Source organism: Kitasatospora sp. NPDC030952, from assembly GCF_055571335.1.
Genome location: NZ_JBVIFM010000004.1, coordinates 232,215 through 248,910, shown reverse-complemented (window position 1 = coordinate 248,910; position 16,696 = coordinate 232,215). Strand labels below are relative to the sequence as shown.

Annotated in this window: 13 protein-coding genes; 1 reads left to right on the top strand and 12 read right to left on the bottom strand. The window is 72.9% G+C overall.

From position 1 onward, the window contains the following. Positions 1 to 35: 35 nt before the first annotated feature. Positions 36 to 998, bottom strand: a complete 963-nt coding sequence (locus ACZ47G_RS10840; RefSeq protein WP_465741107.1) for a carbohydrate ABC transporter permease — start codon at positions 996 to 998, stop codon at positions 36 to 38. Positions 999 to 1,002: 4 nt separating this feature from the next. Then, positions 1,003 to 2,298 carry an ABC transporter substrate-binding protein gene (locus tag ACZ47G_RS10835; RefSeq protein ID WP_465741105.1) on the bottom strand — a complete coding sequence of 432 codons (1,296 nt, stop codon included), beginning with the start codon at positions 2,296 to 2,298 and terminating at the stop codon, positions 1,003 to 1,005. Between the two features lie 296 nt (positions 2,299 to 2,594). On the opposite strand from ACZ47G_RS10835, the gene ACZ47G_RS10830 reads away from it, so the two are divergent. Next, entirely contained in the window at positions 2,595 to 3,596 is a 1,002-nt protein-coding gene (locus ACZ47G_RS10830; protein ID WP_380455910.1) for a LacI family DNA-binding transcriptional regulator, read from the top strand. A gap of 119 nt (positions 3,597 to 3,715) precedes the next feature. On the opposite strand, the gene ACZ47G_RS10825 is transcribed toward ACZ47G_RS10830, so the two are convergent. From ACZ47G_RS10825 to ACZ47G_RS10780, 10 genes are all read right to left on the bottom strand, one after another. Next, on the bottom strand, positions 3,716 to 4,348 hold the full coding sequence (locus ACZ47G_RS10825) for a hypothetical protein (RefSeq protein WP_465741103.1): 633 nt from the start codon (positions 4,346 to 4,348) through the stop codon (positions 3,716 to 3,718). Positions 4,349 to 4,461: 113 nt separating this feature from the next. Next, positions 4,462 to 5,598 carry an MFS transporter gene (locus ACZ47G_RS10820; RefSeq protein ID WP_465741470.1) on the bottom strand — a complete coding sequence of 379 codons (1,137 nt, stop codon included), beginning with the start codon at positions 5,596 to 5,598 and terminating at the stop codon, positions 4,462 to 4,464. Positions 5,599 to 5,816: 218 nt separating this feature from the next. Then, the gene (locus ACZ47G_RS10815; protein WP_465741101.1) at positions 5,817 to 6,512 is read right to left on the bottom strand and encodes a hypothetical protein; all 696 of its coding nucleotides are present in this window, start codon (positions 6,510 to 6,512) and stop codon (positions 5,817 to 5,819) included. Between the two features lie 73 nt (positions 6,513 to 6,585). After that, a complete protein-coding gene (locus tag ACZ47G_RS10810) occupies positions 6,586 to 8,973 on the bottom strand; it encodes an RICIN domain-containing protein (protein ID WP_465741099.1) in 2,388 nt (795 codons plus the stop codon). Between the two features lie 65 nt (positions 8,974 to 9,038). Next, complete coding sequence (locus ACZ47G_RS10805; RefSeq protein WP_465741097.1) at positions 9,039 to 10,055, bottom strand: LacI family DNA-binding transcriptional regulator; 1,017 nt, start codon at positions 10,053 to 10,055, stop codon at positions 9,039 to 9,041. Positions 10,056 to 10,107: 52 nt separating this feature from the next. Next, complete coding sequence (locus tag ACZ47G_RS10800; RefSeq protein WP_465741095.1) at positions 10,108 to 11,910, bottom strand: glycoside hydrolase family 36 protein; 1,803 nt, start codon at positions 11,908 to 11,910, stop codon at positions 10,108 to 10,110. 77 nt (positions 11,911 to 11,987) lie between these two features. Then, complete coding sequence (locus ACZ47G_RS10795) at positions 11,988 to 12,881, bottom strand: carbohydrate ABC transporter permease (protein WP_465741093.1); 894 nt, start codon at positions 12,879 to 12,881, stop codon at positions 11,988 to 11,990. Then, positions 12,881 to 13,810: a carbohydrate ABC transporter permease gene (locus ACZ47G_RS10790; RefSeq protein WP_465741091.1), complete on the bottom strand. Its 930-nt coding sequence runs from the start codon at positions 13,808 to 13,810 to the stop codon at positions 12,881 to 12,883. Before ACZ47G_RS10790 ends, ACZ47G_RS10795 begins: the two co-directional genes overlap by 1 nt. Continuing rightward, positions 13,807 to 15,108 (bottom strand): ABC transporter substrate-binding protein, encoded by a 1,302-nt coding sequence (locus tag ACZ47G_RS10785; protein WP_465741089.1) that lies wholly within the window; start codon positions 15,106 to 15,108, stop codon positions 13,807 to 13,809. The genes ACZ47G_RS10790 and ACZ47G_RS10785 overlap by 4 nt, the downstream gene beginning before the upstream one ends. Before the next feature lie 351 nt (positions 15,109 to 15,459). Continuing rightward, entirely contained in the window at positions 15,460 to 16,539 is a 1,080-nt protein-coding gene (locus tag ACZ47G_RS10780) for a methyltransferase (RefSeq protein ID WP_465741087.1), read from the bottom strand. Positions 16,540 to 16,696: the final 157 nt, after the last annotated feature.

The window sequence follows — 16,696 nt, the reverse complement described above, 5'->3', positions numbered from 1 at the left end:
TGGCCTTTCGTAGGATTCGTAGCAGGGTCATCGGCTCAGTACTCGATCGGTTCGCGGCGCAGCACCCGGCGGAGCACGACCGTCACCACGGTGACCATCAGCAGGGTGACCACGGCGGCGGCCGTGGCGACGCCCAGCCGGGGGATGGTCGCCCGGGGGAACGCCTCGGCGTACACGTACATGGCGGTGTTCCAACTGTCCACCGGGGGAAAGCGGTTGCTGCTGCCGCCGAAGAGCAGGATCAGCTCGAAGATCTTCACCGAGCTGACCGTCCAGAGCACCGCGCAGACCGAGATGACGTCCCAGGCGCAGGGCAGGGTGACGTGGCGGAAGCGCTGGAAGGCGTTGGCGCCGTCGAGTTCGGCGGCCTCGTACAGGTAGTCGGGGATCTGGTCGACGGCGGCCATGATGATCGAGGTGTAGTAGCCGGTGGCCGTCCAGATCACCGTGCCGAGGACCATCGGGAACAGGTTGGTGGTCGACAGCCACTTCGGCGGCGTGGTCACCCCGAGGAACTCCAGTGCCTGGTTGACCGGGCCGGAGGGGGAGAACAGGAAGCCGGCCGCGATGCCGAAGACCATGCCGTTGACCAGCGAGGGGAAGAAGAGCACGGACCGGGCGAAGAGCCGGCCCTTCATCTCCCGCAGGACCAGGGTCAGCAGGAAGCTGATCAGGAAGGTGATCGCGCCGCCGATGGCCATCAGCTCCAGGGTGTTGACCAGCGAGGTGCGGAACACCGGGTCCTGGAAGAGCTGTTGGTAGTTCTGCAGACCGCGCCACTGCATGGCGCCCATGCCGTCCCACTTGTAGAGGCTGGTCCACACCGCGTAGCCGACCGGGGCGAGGAACAGCACCGCGTAGGCGAGCAGCGCGGGTGCGGTGAACGGCCAGAACATCCGGCGCTGTTGGCGTTCGTGCGGCCCGGCGGTGCGCGGGCGGCGGGTGGTGGCGGAGCGGAGGCCGGGCGTCCGGGGGCGGGGCTGGATCGTGGTGGCCACCGGCTCAGCCCTGGGTCTTCCAGTACGCGACCTGGTCGGCCTTGCACTTGGCGGTGAACTGGGCGGCGCTCGTCGCGCCGTGCCAGAAGTCCAGGAAGTTCTGCTCGAACACCTTGGCCGACCAGTCGCCGGCCACGCCGTCGTACGGCAGCCGCACGGTCGGGGCGTCGAGCGACTTCTGGGCGTCCTCCAGGCCCGCCGGGGCCGGGACGTCGGTGCGCGGGGTCAGGTTGAGCGCGGTGGTGGCCATCCCGGCCACCTGCTTCTTCTGCAGGAAGAAGGCGATGAACTTCTCGGCGGCGCCGGCGTTCTTGGCCCGCTTGGGGACGGAGAAGCCGAACAGCGAGACGTCCGGGCTCTTGGCGCCGGGCGGCAGGATCGAGCCGAACTTCCAGCCCGCCGGGATCTGCTTGGCGACCTCGCCGGTGACGTAGCTGCCGTCCATGTAGAAGGCCGCCTTGCCGCTCGCCCAGTTGGTCTCCTGGGCCGGGTACTTGGTGGCGTCGTAGCCCTGGATCAGGTGGCCGCCCTTGACCAGCTGCTCCAGGTCCTGCGCCGCGGTGAGCACCGCCGGGTCGTCCCAGCGGGCGCCGGACTTGTCCGCCGAGAGCTTGGCGAAGTCGACGCCGGCGGCGTTCAGCAGGTAGTCGAAGTACAGGCCGTTGGTCCACGGGTCCTCGCCCTCGGAGGCGAGACAGGCCTTGCCCTTGGCCTTGAGCGCGTCGCACACCTTGAGCAGGCCGGCCCAGTCGGCGGGGGCGCTCGGCATGGCGGCGGCGAGGTCGGGGTCGGCGGCGTTGTAGAACATGCCGGTGGTGGCGAGGTAGTACGGGATCAGGTAGTGGTTCTGGCCGGACGGGTCCTTGGGCAGCACGTCGAGGTACTTGGCCGGGACGACGGCGGAGACGGGTACGTTCTCGCCGGGGACCTGCTGGGACAGCACCGGGGAGAGGTCCAGCGCCTGGCCGGCGGCGGCCACCGAGCCGTAGACCACGTCGTTGGACTCGTCCCACAGGTCGGGGGCCTGGTTGGCGGCGATCGCCGGGCCGATCTTCTTGGCGATGTCGCGACCGGTCCAGTTGACGGTCACCTTGATGCCGGTGGCGGCGGTGAAGTCGGCGATCGCGCCCTTCAGCACCTGCGCCTGCGGCTCGTCGGCGCGCCACATCGACCAGTAGGTGAAGCCGCCCCCGCCGTTCCCGCCGCCGGAGCCGCTGCCGCAGGCCGTCAGGCCCGCCACCAGCGCGACCGCCACGGCCGCACCGGCCACCCGCTTGGTCGGCATCGTCGTTCTGCCCATGAGTGTGTCCTCTCCGAGGCGCGGGAGCCGCGCGGGGGTTGCCGTCGGCGGGCCCGTCGCACCGGGGGCGTCATACCGGGGGCGTCATACCGGGGCCGTCGACTGGGTCGGAACCGTAGTGCGGATTTGACCGCTAAAACAAGAGGGAGGCGCAAGAAAACCGGGACGGGGTCGGCCCATTGACGGTTGAACCCCGGCTTTCCGGAGCCACCGGACGCCGATGGCTTGACGAGGTGACGGGGTGTGACTACTTTGCGAGCTGTTCTTCTTAACCGGTCAAATACGAGGGAACGCCGATGGTGACGATGCAGGACGTGGCCGAGCGGGCGGGGGTCACCAAGCAGACCGTCTCCAACGTCATCACCGGCCGGGTCGCCGTCCGCCCCACGACGGCCGCCCGGGTGCGGGCGGCGATCGAGGAACTCGGCTACACGCCCAACCTGGTGGCCCGCTCCCTGGCCACCGGCAGCACCAGGACGATCGGCCTCTTCGTCCCCACCGTGGCGGGCGCGTTCTACGGCGAGATGGTCGAGGAGGTCGAGGACGTCCTGGAGGAGGCCGGCTACCACCTGCTGCTCTGCACCACCCGGCTGGACGGCGAACGGGCCCGGCGCCACCTCGCCGGGCTGACCAGCCGATCGGTCGACGCGCTGCTGATCGCCGGCGACCAGGACCTGCTGGGCCACCTCCCGCTGCTCTCCGACGCCCGCTTCCCGGTAGTGCTCTGCGCCTGGGAGACCGAGGCGCCGGACCGCTTCCCGGTCGTCACCATCGACTACGAGCGGGCCGGCTACCTGGCCGGCCGCCACCTGCGCGAACTCGGCCACCAGCGGGTCGCCGTCCTGGCCAGCCCGGCCCACACCGCCCGAGTGGCGGGCTTCCGCCGGGCCTTCGCCGCGGACGGCCTCACCGTCCCCGACGACGCCGTCCGCTACGCCGCGGCGCCGACCCCGGCGGGCGGCTTCGCCGCGGCCGAGGCGGCCCTCGCCGCGGACCCCGGACTGACCGCCGTCTTCGCCACCCACGACGTGCTCGCGCTCGGCGCCCTGGAAGCCGCCCGGGCGGCCGGCCGCTCGGTGCCGCACGACCTCTCGCTGATCGGCCAGGACATCTCCGAAGTCCTGCTGACCCACCCGGCGCTCACCACGGTGGCCATCCCCAAGCGGGAGATGGCGCGGCAGGCCACCGAACTGCTGCTGCGCGCCCTCACCAAGACCGGCACCCCGGCCAACTCGGTGCAGCTGATGCGCCCGGAGCTGATCGTTCGGGGCAGCACGGCACCGCCCGCCGCACCGTGACGGTCGGGGCCCCGGAACGCATACCGGTCCCCCCGGTCTTCCGGTCTCCCGAACTCTCGGACTCCCGGACAGGAGAGCTCAGTTGACCAACGCCCGACCGAACCGGCCGTGGCGGACGGTCAGCCCCCGGTTCGCACCGGGCCACGGTGGAGCAGCCGGCCGAACCGGGAGCGCCGGGGTTCGGGCGGCGGGGCGAGGTCGTGCTCGTCGGCGGGGAGGCCGAGCTGTTCGCGCGCCCGGCGGCGGTCGGCACGGATCCGGTGGACCGGTTCGTGCTCGGGGCCCGGGCCGTGCGCCACGGCGGGTTCGGGGTCCGCGCCGTGCTGCAGCAGCTGGAGCGCGGTCGTCCAGTAGCCGACCGCGGGTTCGAGGTGTCCGGCGTCGGCCAGGTACTCGGCGAGCTGGTCGAACGCGTACGAGCCGCCGGAGCCGCGGGCGTACGCCTCGGCGGCCTCGACGGTGGCCCAGGCCTCCGCGGTGCGGCCCGCGGTGAAGAGGTTGAACGCGTACAGCGGCAGCAGCCAGTCCAGGTCGCCCTCGTCCGCTTCCCCGGGGAGCGGACCGGCACGGCGGGCCGCGGCCACCTCGTCGAGCAGGGCCAGCGCCCGGGGGTAGGCCTCGGCGTCGGTCCAGGACAGCGCCGCGTGGCCGAGCGATTCGAGCCGCTGGGCGCCGCTCTGGGCGGCGGCGGCCGAGGAGTCCGAGGCGGCCTCCGCGGAGGTGTGGGTCAGCGGGCCGAACGGTCTTCCCATGGTGCTCCTTCGCAAGGCCGGCGGGGTCAGCGGCGCCGAAGCCCGCGGCCCCATGATCCCGCATGATGATCCGGCAGGGGTGTCCGGCGCCGTCCGCCGGAGGCCATCGCGGCTCAGGAGCGCCCGCCGCCCGGCCGGCTGAGGCCGCGGGCGAAGTGGACCGCCACGGCCAGGACCGCGAGGGCGGCCGTGACGCCACCGAGGGTCATGACGGTGGACGGGGAGGTGCGGTCCACGACGCTCCCGCCGACCAGCGCACCGAGCGAGATCGTCGCCTGGAAGGAGGCGGTGAACAGGACCGAGGCCGCCTCGGGCGCGTGCGGGGCCGCCTTGGCGAACCAGGTCCGGGACGACACCGGAACCGCCCCGTAGGCGATGCCCCAGACCACCAGCAGGGTCACCGCGCCGGCCTTCGAGCCGCCCAGGACGGGCAGCAGCAGCGTGGCGCCGGCGAGCAGGGCGGCCGCGGCGCCGAAGCCGACGTGGGGGCGCCGGGCGACCAGCGAACCGCCGAGGAAGTTGCCGGCGATCCCCGCGGCACCGTAGACCAGCAGGAAGACGGTGATCACTGTGGAACCCGCGTGGGTGACGCGTTCGAGGAACGGGGTCACGTAGGTGTAGGCCCCGAACTGGGCCAGCACGACCAGGAAGGTCAGCAGCAGGGCGAAGCGGGTGTTCACGTCCCGGAACAGGCCGCCCAGCACGCTCAGCCGGGTGGCCCCGGTCGGCGGCAACGGCGGCAGTACCAGCAGCAGCATGACGAGCACGCCGACCGTCAGGACGCCCATGACGACGAACGCCGTCCGCCAGCCCGCCACGTCGCCGATGAACGTGCCGACCGGGACCCCGAGCACGGACCCGAGGGGGACGGCCGAGAAGATCACCGAGACGGCCCGGCCGACCTTCTCGGCCGGCACCAGGCGGTCGGCGACCCCGGCCCCGATCGACCAGAAGCCGCCGATGGTGACGCCCACCAGGACGCGGGACACCAGGACCAGCCAGTAGTCCGGCGCCACCGCGGCCAGACCGTTCGCCAGGGCCAGCAGGAGCATGAACACGCACAGCATCGAACGGCGGTCGATGCGCGCGGTCGCCGCCGTGACCAGGGGCGCCGAGACCGCCGCCAGGACTCCGGGCATGGTCATCATCAGCCCGGCCGTCCCGTCGGAGACGGTGAAGTCGGAACCGATCGAGGTGAGCAGGCCGATCGGCAGGATCTCGGTCGTGACGATCGAGAAGATCCCCAGCATGACCGCGAGCACGGCCAGCCACTCGATGACGGGGGACCGGGTCGGTAGGGCGGTGCTGCCCGGGCGCGGGGTGGCGGTGATGGTCGAGTCCACGAGGTCCGTCCAGTTGCGGGTTCGTCGGTGTCCGGCCAGTCCAGCAGCCCGGTCGGCGGGCGGCTGGCAGCTTTCCGACATCACCCTTGCGGGGCCGGGGGACCCTACGGTGCGGCGGTCCGCTCTCAGCTCGCGCCGTCGCCGGCCGCCCCGTACTCGCGGTGCACGTCCAGGTAGGGCAGCCGCACCCGCTCCCGCCAGTCCGTCACCTGCTGGTGCGCCGCCGGCCGCACCGCCGCCGCCTCGGCCGCGTCCTCCGCCCAGCCGTACGGGAACGGGCTGCCCAGGGCGAGCGCCGCCGCGGCCAGGTAGTGGGCCATCGCCGCGTCGTCCGGCACGGACAGGGTCTCGACCTCGCCCCGGTCGACCGGGATGCCGATCTCCCAACTCCCCTGCGCCGTCCGCCGCGCGCTCCAGCCCCGCGCCCACTGCACCTGCTCGGCCGTGACCTCGCCGCCGGGCCGCGGGTCCAGTCCTGCGTCACGCAGCGCGGGGACCACGGCGGCCGGGGAGCCCCAGGGGATCGGCAGCCCGGCGCTCACCGCCACGCCGAGCACCGTGCGGCACGGGTAGGGCGTGCGGCAGCACGCGCAGCGCGGCTGCCGCGGGTCGGCGTCCCTGCCCTCGGCCCGGGCGGGCTCGTGCAGCTGCACCACGGCACCGAGCAGGTACTGGTGGAGGCCGACCGGCTGCCCGGCCTCCTTGAGGTCCCGCAGGAAGAGCTGCAGCAGCCGGTGGAAGAGCCGGCCGGACTCGTAGCCGCCCAACGGCGGCACCGGTACCTGGACCACGCTGTCACTCCCTCGCGCGTCGACATCCATCCGGGCGAGCCTAGAGGTTCTGCGCTGGTCACCCGGTGGCGGTGCCGCCGTCGGGCGGAGCCGGGGGAGCGGATCAGCCGGTGACCCGGACGACCGTGGTCTGTCCGGCGGCGACGGTGACGGTGGCGCAGGTGTAGGTGGTGCCGTCGACGGTCACGGTGCGGACGGGTCGGGCGGTGCCGTCGACGGTGATGCCGGTGTGGCTGCCGGGGAAGCGGGCCGTCCAGCTGAGGCTGCCGCCGGTGGAGGTGTTGGTGAGGGTGGAGCCGGTGGTGCCGTCGTGCCGCAGGGTCACCGTGTGGCCGCCGACCGGGATGGAGGTGAGCTGGAGCCACCCGATGTCCTCCGGGAGCCGGGAGGTGGTGGTGAGCGCGTCGGCGCCGGAGTCGGGCTGGACGCCCAGCAGGCCCTGGACGGTCTGGCCGAGGAGCGTGTAGGAGATCTCGGGGTAGTCGGCGTTGAGGAAGCCGCCGTGCGAGGCGTTGACGTTGGCGTAGACGTACTGCATCCACTTCCAGCCGGTGGCGCCCCGGTCGTGGGCGAAGAAGACGTCGGGCAGGTAGGTGTCCGCTTCGAGGTTGCCGGGGGCGCCGGGGCCGGAGGCCTGGGCGTCGATGAAGTCGAGGTAGGCGTCCCGGCGGGGGCCCGGGTCCATGATGTCCTTCAGTGGCATGAACCAGGAGTTCTCCTTGCCCCAGTCCGTGTAGGCGGTGCCGTTGACGTCGTAGGCGCGGACCACCTTGGCGGGGTCGGCCGGGTCGACGCTCCAGGTGGAGTTGTAGTAGCTCTTCAGCTTCGCCGCGGCGTCGGTGTACGCGCGGGCACGGGCGGTGTCGCCGTTGGCGCCGGCCAGGGCGGCGGCGGCCAGGTAGGCCTGGTACTGGGAGCCGATGGCGTCGCCGGACTCGGCGAGGGTGGCGCCGTTCTCGTTGTAGCTGGCCACGCCCTGGAAGATGTCGCCGCTGGTCGCCTGGGCGACGGGCGTGCCGCCGTTGTCGATCGGGCCGGTGTGTCCGCTGACGTACGGGCCGACGGTGTTGGCGACGAAGGTGGACAGGGCCGGGTCGTGGAGGTAGTCCGGGTCGCCGGTCCAGGTGTAGGCGTCGTTGACCTTCTGGGCGAGTTCGAAGGCGGCGGGCAGCTCGCGGACGAAGGAGGTCGGGCCGTTGTAGTCGATCGCGCCGGGTGTCCTGGCGTCGAAGTTGACGGACCAGTACGGGTCGTAGCCCTGGCCGGGGGTGGCCGAGGCGGCGAAGGAGCGCAGCATGGTCTTGTTGGCGGCGTCGAGGCCGAGCAGGTGCGCGCCGACCAGCTGGTGGGCGAAGTCCCGGGAGTAGTAGTACGGGCGGAAGGGGTAGCCGGCCCAGACGGTGTTGGAGTAGACGCCCTGCCGGGTGGCGTCGCCGTTGATCGGGCCGGTGACGCCGGGCTGGGTGGCGAAGGAGTTGGCCTTGGTCTTGGCCCAGTCGAACAGCGCGGTGACCGTCGGGTTGGCGGAGCTGATCTGCGGGTCGTTGGGCGCGGACGGCGTGACGGTGACGTCGTCCGCGTTGACCCAGCCGCCGGGGGCGGAGCCGATCGCCAGGGTGACGGTGTCACCGGCGCGCACCTGGACGCGGGGCACGGTGTACAGGGCGTAGGTGGTCTGGGCCGGGAGGGTCAGCGAGCCGGCGGTGCCGCCGTTGACCTGGACGGTGAGGGTGCCGCCGGCGGCGCCGGCGGCGATCCAGGCGCTGACGTCGTAACTGCCGTTCCGGGGCGCGGTGATGCTCTGGCTGATCCGGTACCCGGTGCCGGCGTCGAGGTAGGCCAGGCCGGAGCCGCTGTGCGGGTTGTTCGTGGCGGTGCCGGTGTGGGCGGTGAACGTCCAGCCGCCGGCGCCCGGTTCGAAGCCGGGGTCGGCGAAGGTCAGCGGGTCGGTGCGGGTGAGCAGCCACCGCTGGTTGGCGCCGCCGTGGCAGGGGTACTGCTGGAGCCGGAGGCCGGGGGTCGGGGAGCCGCCCGGCAGGTCGAGGCAGAGCGCGCTGTTCTGCGGGTGGAGGAGGGTGGCGCCGTCGGGCGCGGTGGTGAGGGTGAACCGCTCGTTGGCCCCGCCGTTGCAGGCGTACTCGATGATCGGGGTGCCGGGGGTGGTGGCTCCGGCCTGGACGTTCAGGCAGGTGTGGGCGGCGCGGTTGGCGATGGTGTAGCCGCCGGTGCCGTCGGGGGTGAGCTGCCAGCTCTGGTCCAGCAGCCCCTGGCAGGGCTGCTGGACGACCGGTGTGCGGTCGGCGGTGGCGGCCCACAGGCCGCCGAGGCACTGGCCGGTCGCGCCGGAGGCCAGGGCGTAGCTGCTGCCGGGGACGACGGGCGTGCCGGTCGCACCGTGGGCCGCGGTGGCGGGCACGAGGCCGAGGGCGCTCGCGGCCAGTGATATCAGGCCCAGGTGGGCGTGGACGCGGCGGCTGGAGAGGTGGGGCATGGGTCCTCCGACATCGGTGTGGGGGGCTTGTGCTCCCCGGCGGCCCGGCGGCCGCAGGACGCGCCTTAGGCGGGCGGCCGCCGGTCGTGGTGGGGGCCGGTCGTGCCGCGCACGACGACCTCGGGTTGGAACATCAGCTCGCCGACCGGGACTTGGCGCCCGGACAGCAGGCCGACCAGGCCGCGGGCGACCTCGGCGGCCAGCCGGTCGACGGGCTGGCGCACGGTGGTCAGCGGCGGGTCGGTGAACTCCATCAGCGGGCCGTCGTCGTAGCCGATCACCGAGACGTCCCCGGGGACGGCGAGGCCCTGACGGCGGGCGGCGCGGATCGCCCCGAGGGCCATCTGGTCGCTGCAGGCGATCACCGCGCGGGCGCCCTGGTCGAGCAGTTGCTCGGCGGCGAACTGGCCGCCCTCGACGGAGTAGGTCTGACGCACGATCAGCCCCTCGGTGTCGAGCCCGAGGGCGGCCATCGCCGCGCGGTATCCCTCGACCCGCCGGTCGGCCGGGCGGTTCCCGACCGGCCCGGCGGCCATGCCGATCCGGCGGTGGCCGAGCTGGTGCAGGTGGCGCACCGAGAGTTCGGCGGCGTAGCCGTCGTCGGTCGAGTAGGCGACCGAACTGCCCTCCTCGAAGCGGCCGTTGATGCACACATAGGGGACGGCCCGGCTCTCCAGCAGCGGTACCAGTTCGGGGTCGACGGTGTCGAGGGTGTTGCTGGCGGAGCAGAACACGATGCCGCTGGCGCCGAGGTCCAGCAGCGACTTCAGGAAGTCCCGCTCCTGGACGCCGCCCGGCAGGGCGGGGCAGACGACGGCGCGCAGGCCGTGGGGGGCCAGGGCGAGGCCGATCTTCTCGGCCAGCACGCCGAAGATCGGGATCGACAGACCGGGTGTGATCACCCCGATGATGCCGCCGCCGGTGATGCTGCGCTCGTACCCGAGCTCCTCCAGCACCCGCTCGACGGCCTGGCGGGTCTTCTGCGAGACGCCCGTCTTGCGGTTCAGGACCCGGCTGACGGTCGCCACGCTCACCCCCGCGCGCTCGGCCACCTCGACGATCCCGACCTTCTCGTGCTCCATTGCGGTCCCCAACTCCTGCTCTTCGCTTGCTCTCGGCTCGGCGGTAACTATGTCATTCGGTGTCCTCTTCGAACCGGCACAGGCCACCGGGCGGAACGGGGAGGGAGTGCAGGCCGGGAGCGAGGTCGAGGCCGACGGGCGGCCGCGGCCGGCCCGCCGCGTCGTAGGCCTCGATCCGGACCCGGCGGGGCGCCTCCGCGACCTCCAGCAGCAGCCGGTCGGCGGTGGAGGCGTTGATCAGGGTGAGGCTGCGCCAGGGTCCGACGGGCAGGGCGACCGGTCGGCCGGTGTAGTCGGCGATCACCCACTGCTCGCCGTGGCGGGCGCTGACCTGCGGGTAGAGCTCGTCGGGGCGGCCGGGCTCGTAGTGGCCGCCGGTGAGGGCCGGGCTGAGGCGCCGCCAGGTGGCCAGCCAGAAGGCGAGGGCCTCGCGGTGCGGCGCCGGGAGTTCGGCGAGCCGGGCGGAGATCTGCGGGACGGCGAACAGGGCGCCGTGGACCTGTCGGGCGAGGGCCTCCGGGGCCGCCCTCGGATCCCACATCAGCATGTCGGAGTGGACGGCTCCGCCGGGGGCGAGCAGGCCGATGTCCAGCGTCCGGACCCGGTTGGCCAGGGCGTCGGCCGGGCAGTCGTTGGCGCGCAGCAGGTTGCCGTACGCGGTCATGGCCGGGCCGGTGTAGGACTGGCGCAGCTCGATGACGAACTCGTCGCCGCGCAGCCCGTGCAGTTCCTCGCGCAGCCGGCCCAGCAGCAGGGCCATCGCCTCGCCGACGTCGGGGACGAAGCCGGGGCCCGGGTGCGCGGGGGCCGGCGCGCCGGTGTAGTGGGCGGCCTCGTCCAGGAAGTCGATCTTCAGGCCGTCCAGGCCGTGGGCGTCGACGACCTCCCGGCAGGTGCGCACGACGTGGTCGCGGACCTCGGCGTGCCGGGGGTCGAGGATCCGGCAGTCGAGCCGGTGGCTGTGGTGCGGGGCGAAGCGGGACCACTGCCGGTGGGCCGCGGAGCGCTCGCCGAGCAGCAGCGGGGCGATCCACGCGGTGTAGCGCAGGCCCATGGCGCGGACGGTTGCGACGTGGCCGGGCAGGTCGGGGAACTTCTCCGGGTCGGGCCGCCAGTCGCCGCAGCCCGCGTAGCCGCGGCCGTTGGCGTGCAGCTGCCAGCCGTCGTCCAGGAAGAGCTGGCCGCAGCCGATCGCGGCGGCGAGTTCGGCCTCGCGCTCGACGCCGGCGGCGTCGACGTCCTGGGTGAAGGCGTACCAGGTGGAGTAGACGGGGGTGCGGCCGAACGCGGGGGTGGGCAGGGGCCGCCCGCCGGGGAGGGCGGCGAACCAGTCGCGCAGTTCCCGCAGCGCGGCGGCGAAGGTGCCGCCCGGTGCGGCCAGCCGCAGCCGGTGGCTCCGGCCGGCCGGGAGCGGGAAGCGCAGCCAGACGCCGAAGCGCTTGTGCTCCTCGGAGACCCCGAACCGCAGCGCCGTCACCTGCTCGGTGCGGTCGGTGGCGAAGGCGAGCACGGCGCGCCCGGCGGTGTCGTAGAGGCAGCCGACGGGGGCGGAGTCGACCAGGGAGACCGTGCGCCACGGCGACCAGTCGGCCGGCAGGCTGCGCTCCCAGCCGGCGTTCGGGTGCCAGTAGCCGGCCGCGTCGCCGAGCGGGACGTCCAGACGGACCGTCACCTCCGTGGCGGCGGAGGCCGTGACGACGGCTTCGGAGCCGTCCCGGGCGGTCAGCTCGACGGCGCCGCCGGGGGCGTGCACGGTGATCCGCACGCCGTGCAGCCGGAGTTCGTGCGGGCTCCGGGCCCACTGGTCCGGGGTGAAGGTGGGCAGCGCGGCGGGGTCGAGGGTGCCGGTTTCCACGGGGGGCCTCTCTGGGACGGGTTCGGGTTCGGGCCGGGGTTCGGTGCGCTGTCGGGGTTCGGTGCGCTGGGGGCCGGTCACTGCTTGACGGCTCCGGCGAGCATTCCCGACACGAAGTGCTTCTGCAGGAAGAGGAAGAGCACGGCCATCGGCACCGCCGCGACGGCCGTCCCGGTGAGGAGCTGGCCGTAGTCGACGTCGATGCTGCCGGTCAGCGCGGCCAGCGCGACCGGGATCGTGTACGAGGACTGGTCGCGCAGCACGACCAGCGGCCAGAGGAAGTCGTTCCACTGGAACAGGAAGAGGAACATCGCCAGCGCCGCCAGGGCCGGCCGCATGGTCGGCAGCGCGATGCGGAAGAACAGGCCCAGCTCGCCGCAGCCGTCGATCCGTCCGGCCTGGAGCAGTTCGTCCGGCAGGGCCCGCATCGACTGGCGCATCAGGAAGACGCCGAACGGCAGGGCGAGGTTGGGCAGCAGCACGGCCTGCCAGGTGTTGAGCCAGTCGAGGTCCACCATCATCTTGAACAGCGGGACGACGGTCAGCTGGGTGGGCACCACGAGGGCCAGCAGCAGCACGGAGAACAGGAAGCCCCGGCCGCGGAAGCGGTACTTGGCGAAGCCGTAGCCGGCCAGCGTGCAGACGGTGCCGCCGAGCACCGTGTAGCCGAGGGACAGCAGCACGGAGTTGAGCACGACCCGGCCGAAGCCCACGGACTCCTGGAGGTGGCCGAGGTTCGAGCCGAGCGCGCCGCCGGGCAGCAGGTGCGGCGGGCGGCCGAAGACGTCGTGCGAGGTGTGGGTGGCGGCGATCACCAGCCAGTACAGCGGTGCGACGGTGAAGGCGAGCAGCACCAGCATGCCGCCGGTCAGCAGCACCTGGCCGCGGCGGGACGCGCGCGGGGCGGGGCGGTGGTTGGCGGGGCGAGGGGTGGCGGGGCGGTGGTTGGTGGGGCTGGGGGTGGTGGCCATCAGTCCTCCTCCTTGGCGAACTTGACCTGGAGGGCACCGAAGACCGCGATGATCAGCACCAGGGCGTAGCCGATCGCCGAGGCGTAGCCGAAGTCGAAGTAGCGGAAGCCGGTCTGGTACAGGTACACGCCGATGGTGGTGGTCGCGTTGTCCGGGCCGCCGCCGGTCATGATGAACGGTTCGTCGAACAGCTGGAGGGTGCCGATGGTGGACAGCACCACGGTCAGCAGCAGGGCGGGGCGCAGACCGGGCAGGGTCACGTGCCAGAACCGGCGCCAGGGGCCGGCGCCGTCGACGGCCGCGGCCTCGTACTGATCCGCCGGGATGCCCTGCAGCCGGGCCAGGTAGATGACGGCGTTGTAGCCGGTGTAGTGCCAGGTCAGCGCGAGCATGATGGACACCCGCGCCCAGAACGGGTCGGTGAGCCAGTGCACTTGGGGCAGGCCGACCAGCTCCAGCAGCCAGTTGACGGCGCCCGAGTCCTGGTTGAGCAGCGCGCCGATCAGCAGTCCGTAGGTGACCAGACCGGTCACCACCGGCAGGAAGAAGGCGAGCCGGAAGAGCGGCTTCCAGCGCAACAGCGCGGAGTTGAGCGCCACCGAGAGGCCGAGCGCGAGCGCCAGCATGACCGGCACCTGGCCGACCAGGATCAGCGCGGTGTTGCCCAACGCCTTCCAGAACAGCGGATCGTCCAGCAGACGACGGTAGTTGTCGAGCCCGGCCCAGGTCTGCGCCATGCCGTCGGTGTGGTACAGGCTGAGGACGAACGACCAGCCGATCGGGTAGAGCCGGAACGCCGCGAACAGCGCGAGCGCGGGCAGCACGAACAGGTACGGCGCGGGCCGGGCGGTGCGCCGCCGACCGCGTCGCGGAGCGGGGCGCCCCCCGGCGGCGGGGCCGGCCGGTGCGCCGAGCGAGGTGGTGCTCATGCCTGCGACCGCCGGGTCTGCCGGGCGAGCTGCTCGGCGGCCGCCTTCAGCACCGCGGCCGGGTCGGCGCCCTGCATCAGCACCTTGGTCTGGGCGTCGTCGATGGCCTTGAGGGCCCGGGCGTAGTCGGCGGTGTAGTTGGTCGCCACCGACGGCTTGGACAGCTCGTCGATGAGGACCTCGGCGTACTTCTGCCCGCCGAAGAACGCGTCGGCCCCGTGGAAGGCCGGGTCCTGGTAGGCGTCGAGCAGCGCCGGGAAGATGCCCTTCGCCTTGAAGACCTGCACCTGGGAGGAGGGGCGGGTGAGGGCGAACTCGGCGAAGGCGAACGCGGCCCGCTGGTTCCTGCTGCTGCCGGAGACGGCCAGGTGGGTGGAGTTGACGATCGCCGAGCGCGAGCCGCCGGGGGTGACGGCGGGCGGGAGCATCAGCTGCCAGTCGCCGCTCTGCTCGGGGGCGAAGGTCTCCAGGTAGCCGCCGTACCAGGCCGGGTTGGGGCAGACCGCGACCTTTCCGGCCTTCACCACGCCGTCGTAGCCGGGGGCGCCGGGTGCGCCCGGGGCGTCGAGGACCAGGCCCGCGTCGTTCAGCTCCTTGATCAGGGTGAGCGCTCGGACGGCCTCGGGGGAGTTGAGGGTGATCTTCCCGTCCAGGTTGAAGTAGAAGGATCCCTGGAGCTGGAGCAGCAGTTGGAACAGGTTGGCCGAGTCGGCCTGGGAGGCGGAGCGGTCCACGGCCAGCAGGGCGGTGCCGGTGGCGTCCTTGACCTTCTTCCCGGCGGCGACGACGTCGTCCCAGGTCGCCAGCGCGGTGGGATCCACGCCCGCGGTCCTGAAGAGGTCGGCGCGGTAGAAGAAGCCGGCGGCGTTCGCCTCCCAGGGCAGCGCGTAGACCTTGTCCCCGCGGGAGACGGTCTGCCACAGGCCCGGCGCGAAGGCGCCGGCGTACTTGCCCGCGCCCAGCTTCGAGAGGTCGGCCAGCCCGCCGGGGAACTTCTCGATGTAGCTGGGCAGGTAGTCCACGCCGAGGTGCAGGACGTCGCCCAGGCCCTGCCCGCCGGCCGCCATCGCGATGGTGATCTTGTCCCAGATCGCGGGGTTGCCGATGTCCTGCACCGTGACCTTGACGTCCGGGTAGACCGCGTTGAACGCCGGTACCAGGGCCTTGAGTTCGGCGGCCGGGTTCTTCCAGCTCCACACCGTGATCGAGCCGGACGGGGTGCCGGAGCCTCCGGTGACGTCGGCTCCGGCCCCCGAACCGCTGCACGCCGAGAGGACCGGGGCCCCGGCGGCGGCCACGGCCGCGGCTCCCAGTCCCTTCAGGAATCCGCGCCGACTCGGCCCGCCCACGACTCTGCCACCCATGTCCGGGTCTTCCTCCCTCGAGACGCGCTGCCCGCACCGGGGAACAGGGGGCGCGCGGATGTCTCAGCGGTTCCCGGGGTCGGGTCGCCGCTGCGCCGCCGGTCTGGCAGGCGGCCGAGGAGGAATGTAGCGACCTCCGTCAGAGGCGAACAAGAGTTTTCATTCAGTTTTCGTCGTACAGAGCGAAAGGGTTACGATGTGTAGGGATGTCGACTTGTGATGGATCCTGTTTGCTCCTGGCTGCTCCCGACTGCTCCTGTTCGTCGCGGCGGCGCGGGTGGTACGTCAGGCCGGGACGGCCTCCACCACGGAGAGCACCGTCGGGGTGGAGATGACCCGGGAGAGGCGCAGGCCGGAGTTCCCGAAGAGCTCCGCGAAGTCCTCCTCGGTGCGCTCGCGGCCGCCGAGCGAGGCCAGCATCATCAGGTCCAGCGCCTTGGACTGGTGCGGGGCGTTGCCGCGCGGGACCACCGCGTCCAGCACCAGGACCCGGCCGCCCGGGCGCAGGGCGCGTCGGCAGTGGCCCAGCAGGGTCGCGCACTGCTCGTCGTCCCAGTCGTGGGTGATCCGCTTGAGCAGGTGGACGTCGCCGGGCGGCACGGCGGTGAAGAAGTCGCCCTCCGCGAGGCTCCAGCGCCCCGCCAACTCCTCGGCCGCGCCCAGGCGGTGGCCCGCGATGACGTGGGCGCGGTCGTAGAGGACACCGGTCAGCCCGGGGTTGCGGAGCAGCACCTCCGACAGCAGGCCGCCGTGGCCGCCGCCGACGTCCACGACGGTGCCGCTCTCCGGGTAGTCGTAGGCGGCGGCGATGGCGGCGTTCTCCGCGTCGGACATCGCCGCCATGCCCACGTGGAACACGTCGGCGGTGCGCGAGTCCTGGGCGAAGTGGTCGAAGAACGGCATGCCGAAGATCTCGTCGAACGCCGAGCCGCCCTCGGTGAGACAGCGGGTCAACTCCCCGGCGGGCCGCCACATCGTGCGGTCGCTGAGCATCCGCACGGCCGCCCGTGCGGAGTACGGGACGTCGCTGCGCAGCGCCTGCCCGGCCTCGGTCAGCGCGAAACGGCCCGACTCGTCCTCCGCCACCACGCCCCGGGTGGCGAGCAGCCGCAGCACCCGGTACAGGCCGCGGGCGTCCGTACCGGTGGCAGCGGCCAGCTCGGCGGGGGTGCCGGGGCCCTTCGCGAGGTGGTCGGCCACACCCACCTCGGCGGCGGCGCGCAGCGCGGCGGGGTGGAGGAAGCCGAGGATCTCGTCCACCAGGAAGGCGTTGGACCGGCGGAGGCGCTCGTCGGGATCGCCTCCGCCGCTCCCGGCCGCCGTCCCCGCCGGCCCGTCCGGGAACGTGCCGTCGCTCTGGTTCATACCGTCCTCCTCTGCTCCGGATTCCCCCGCCCGGGAACGCTTCCCGCGCCGGCCCGCGCCGAAGCCCGCTCCGTCCGGGCCCCGCCCGGCGTCGAGGGCCGTCCGGGGCCCGCCAGGGAAGGCGGTCGCCGACGCGGTGGTGACAAGCCCGGCGGGG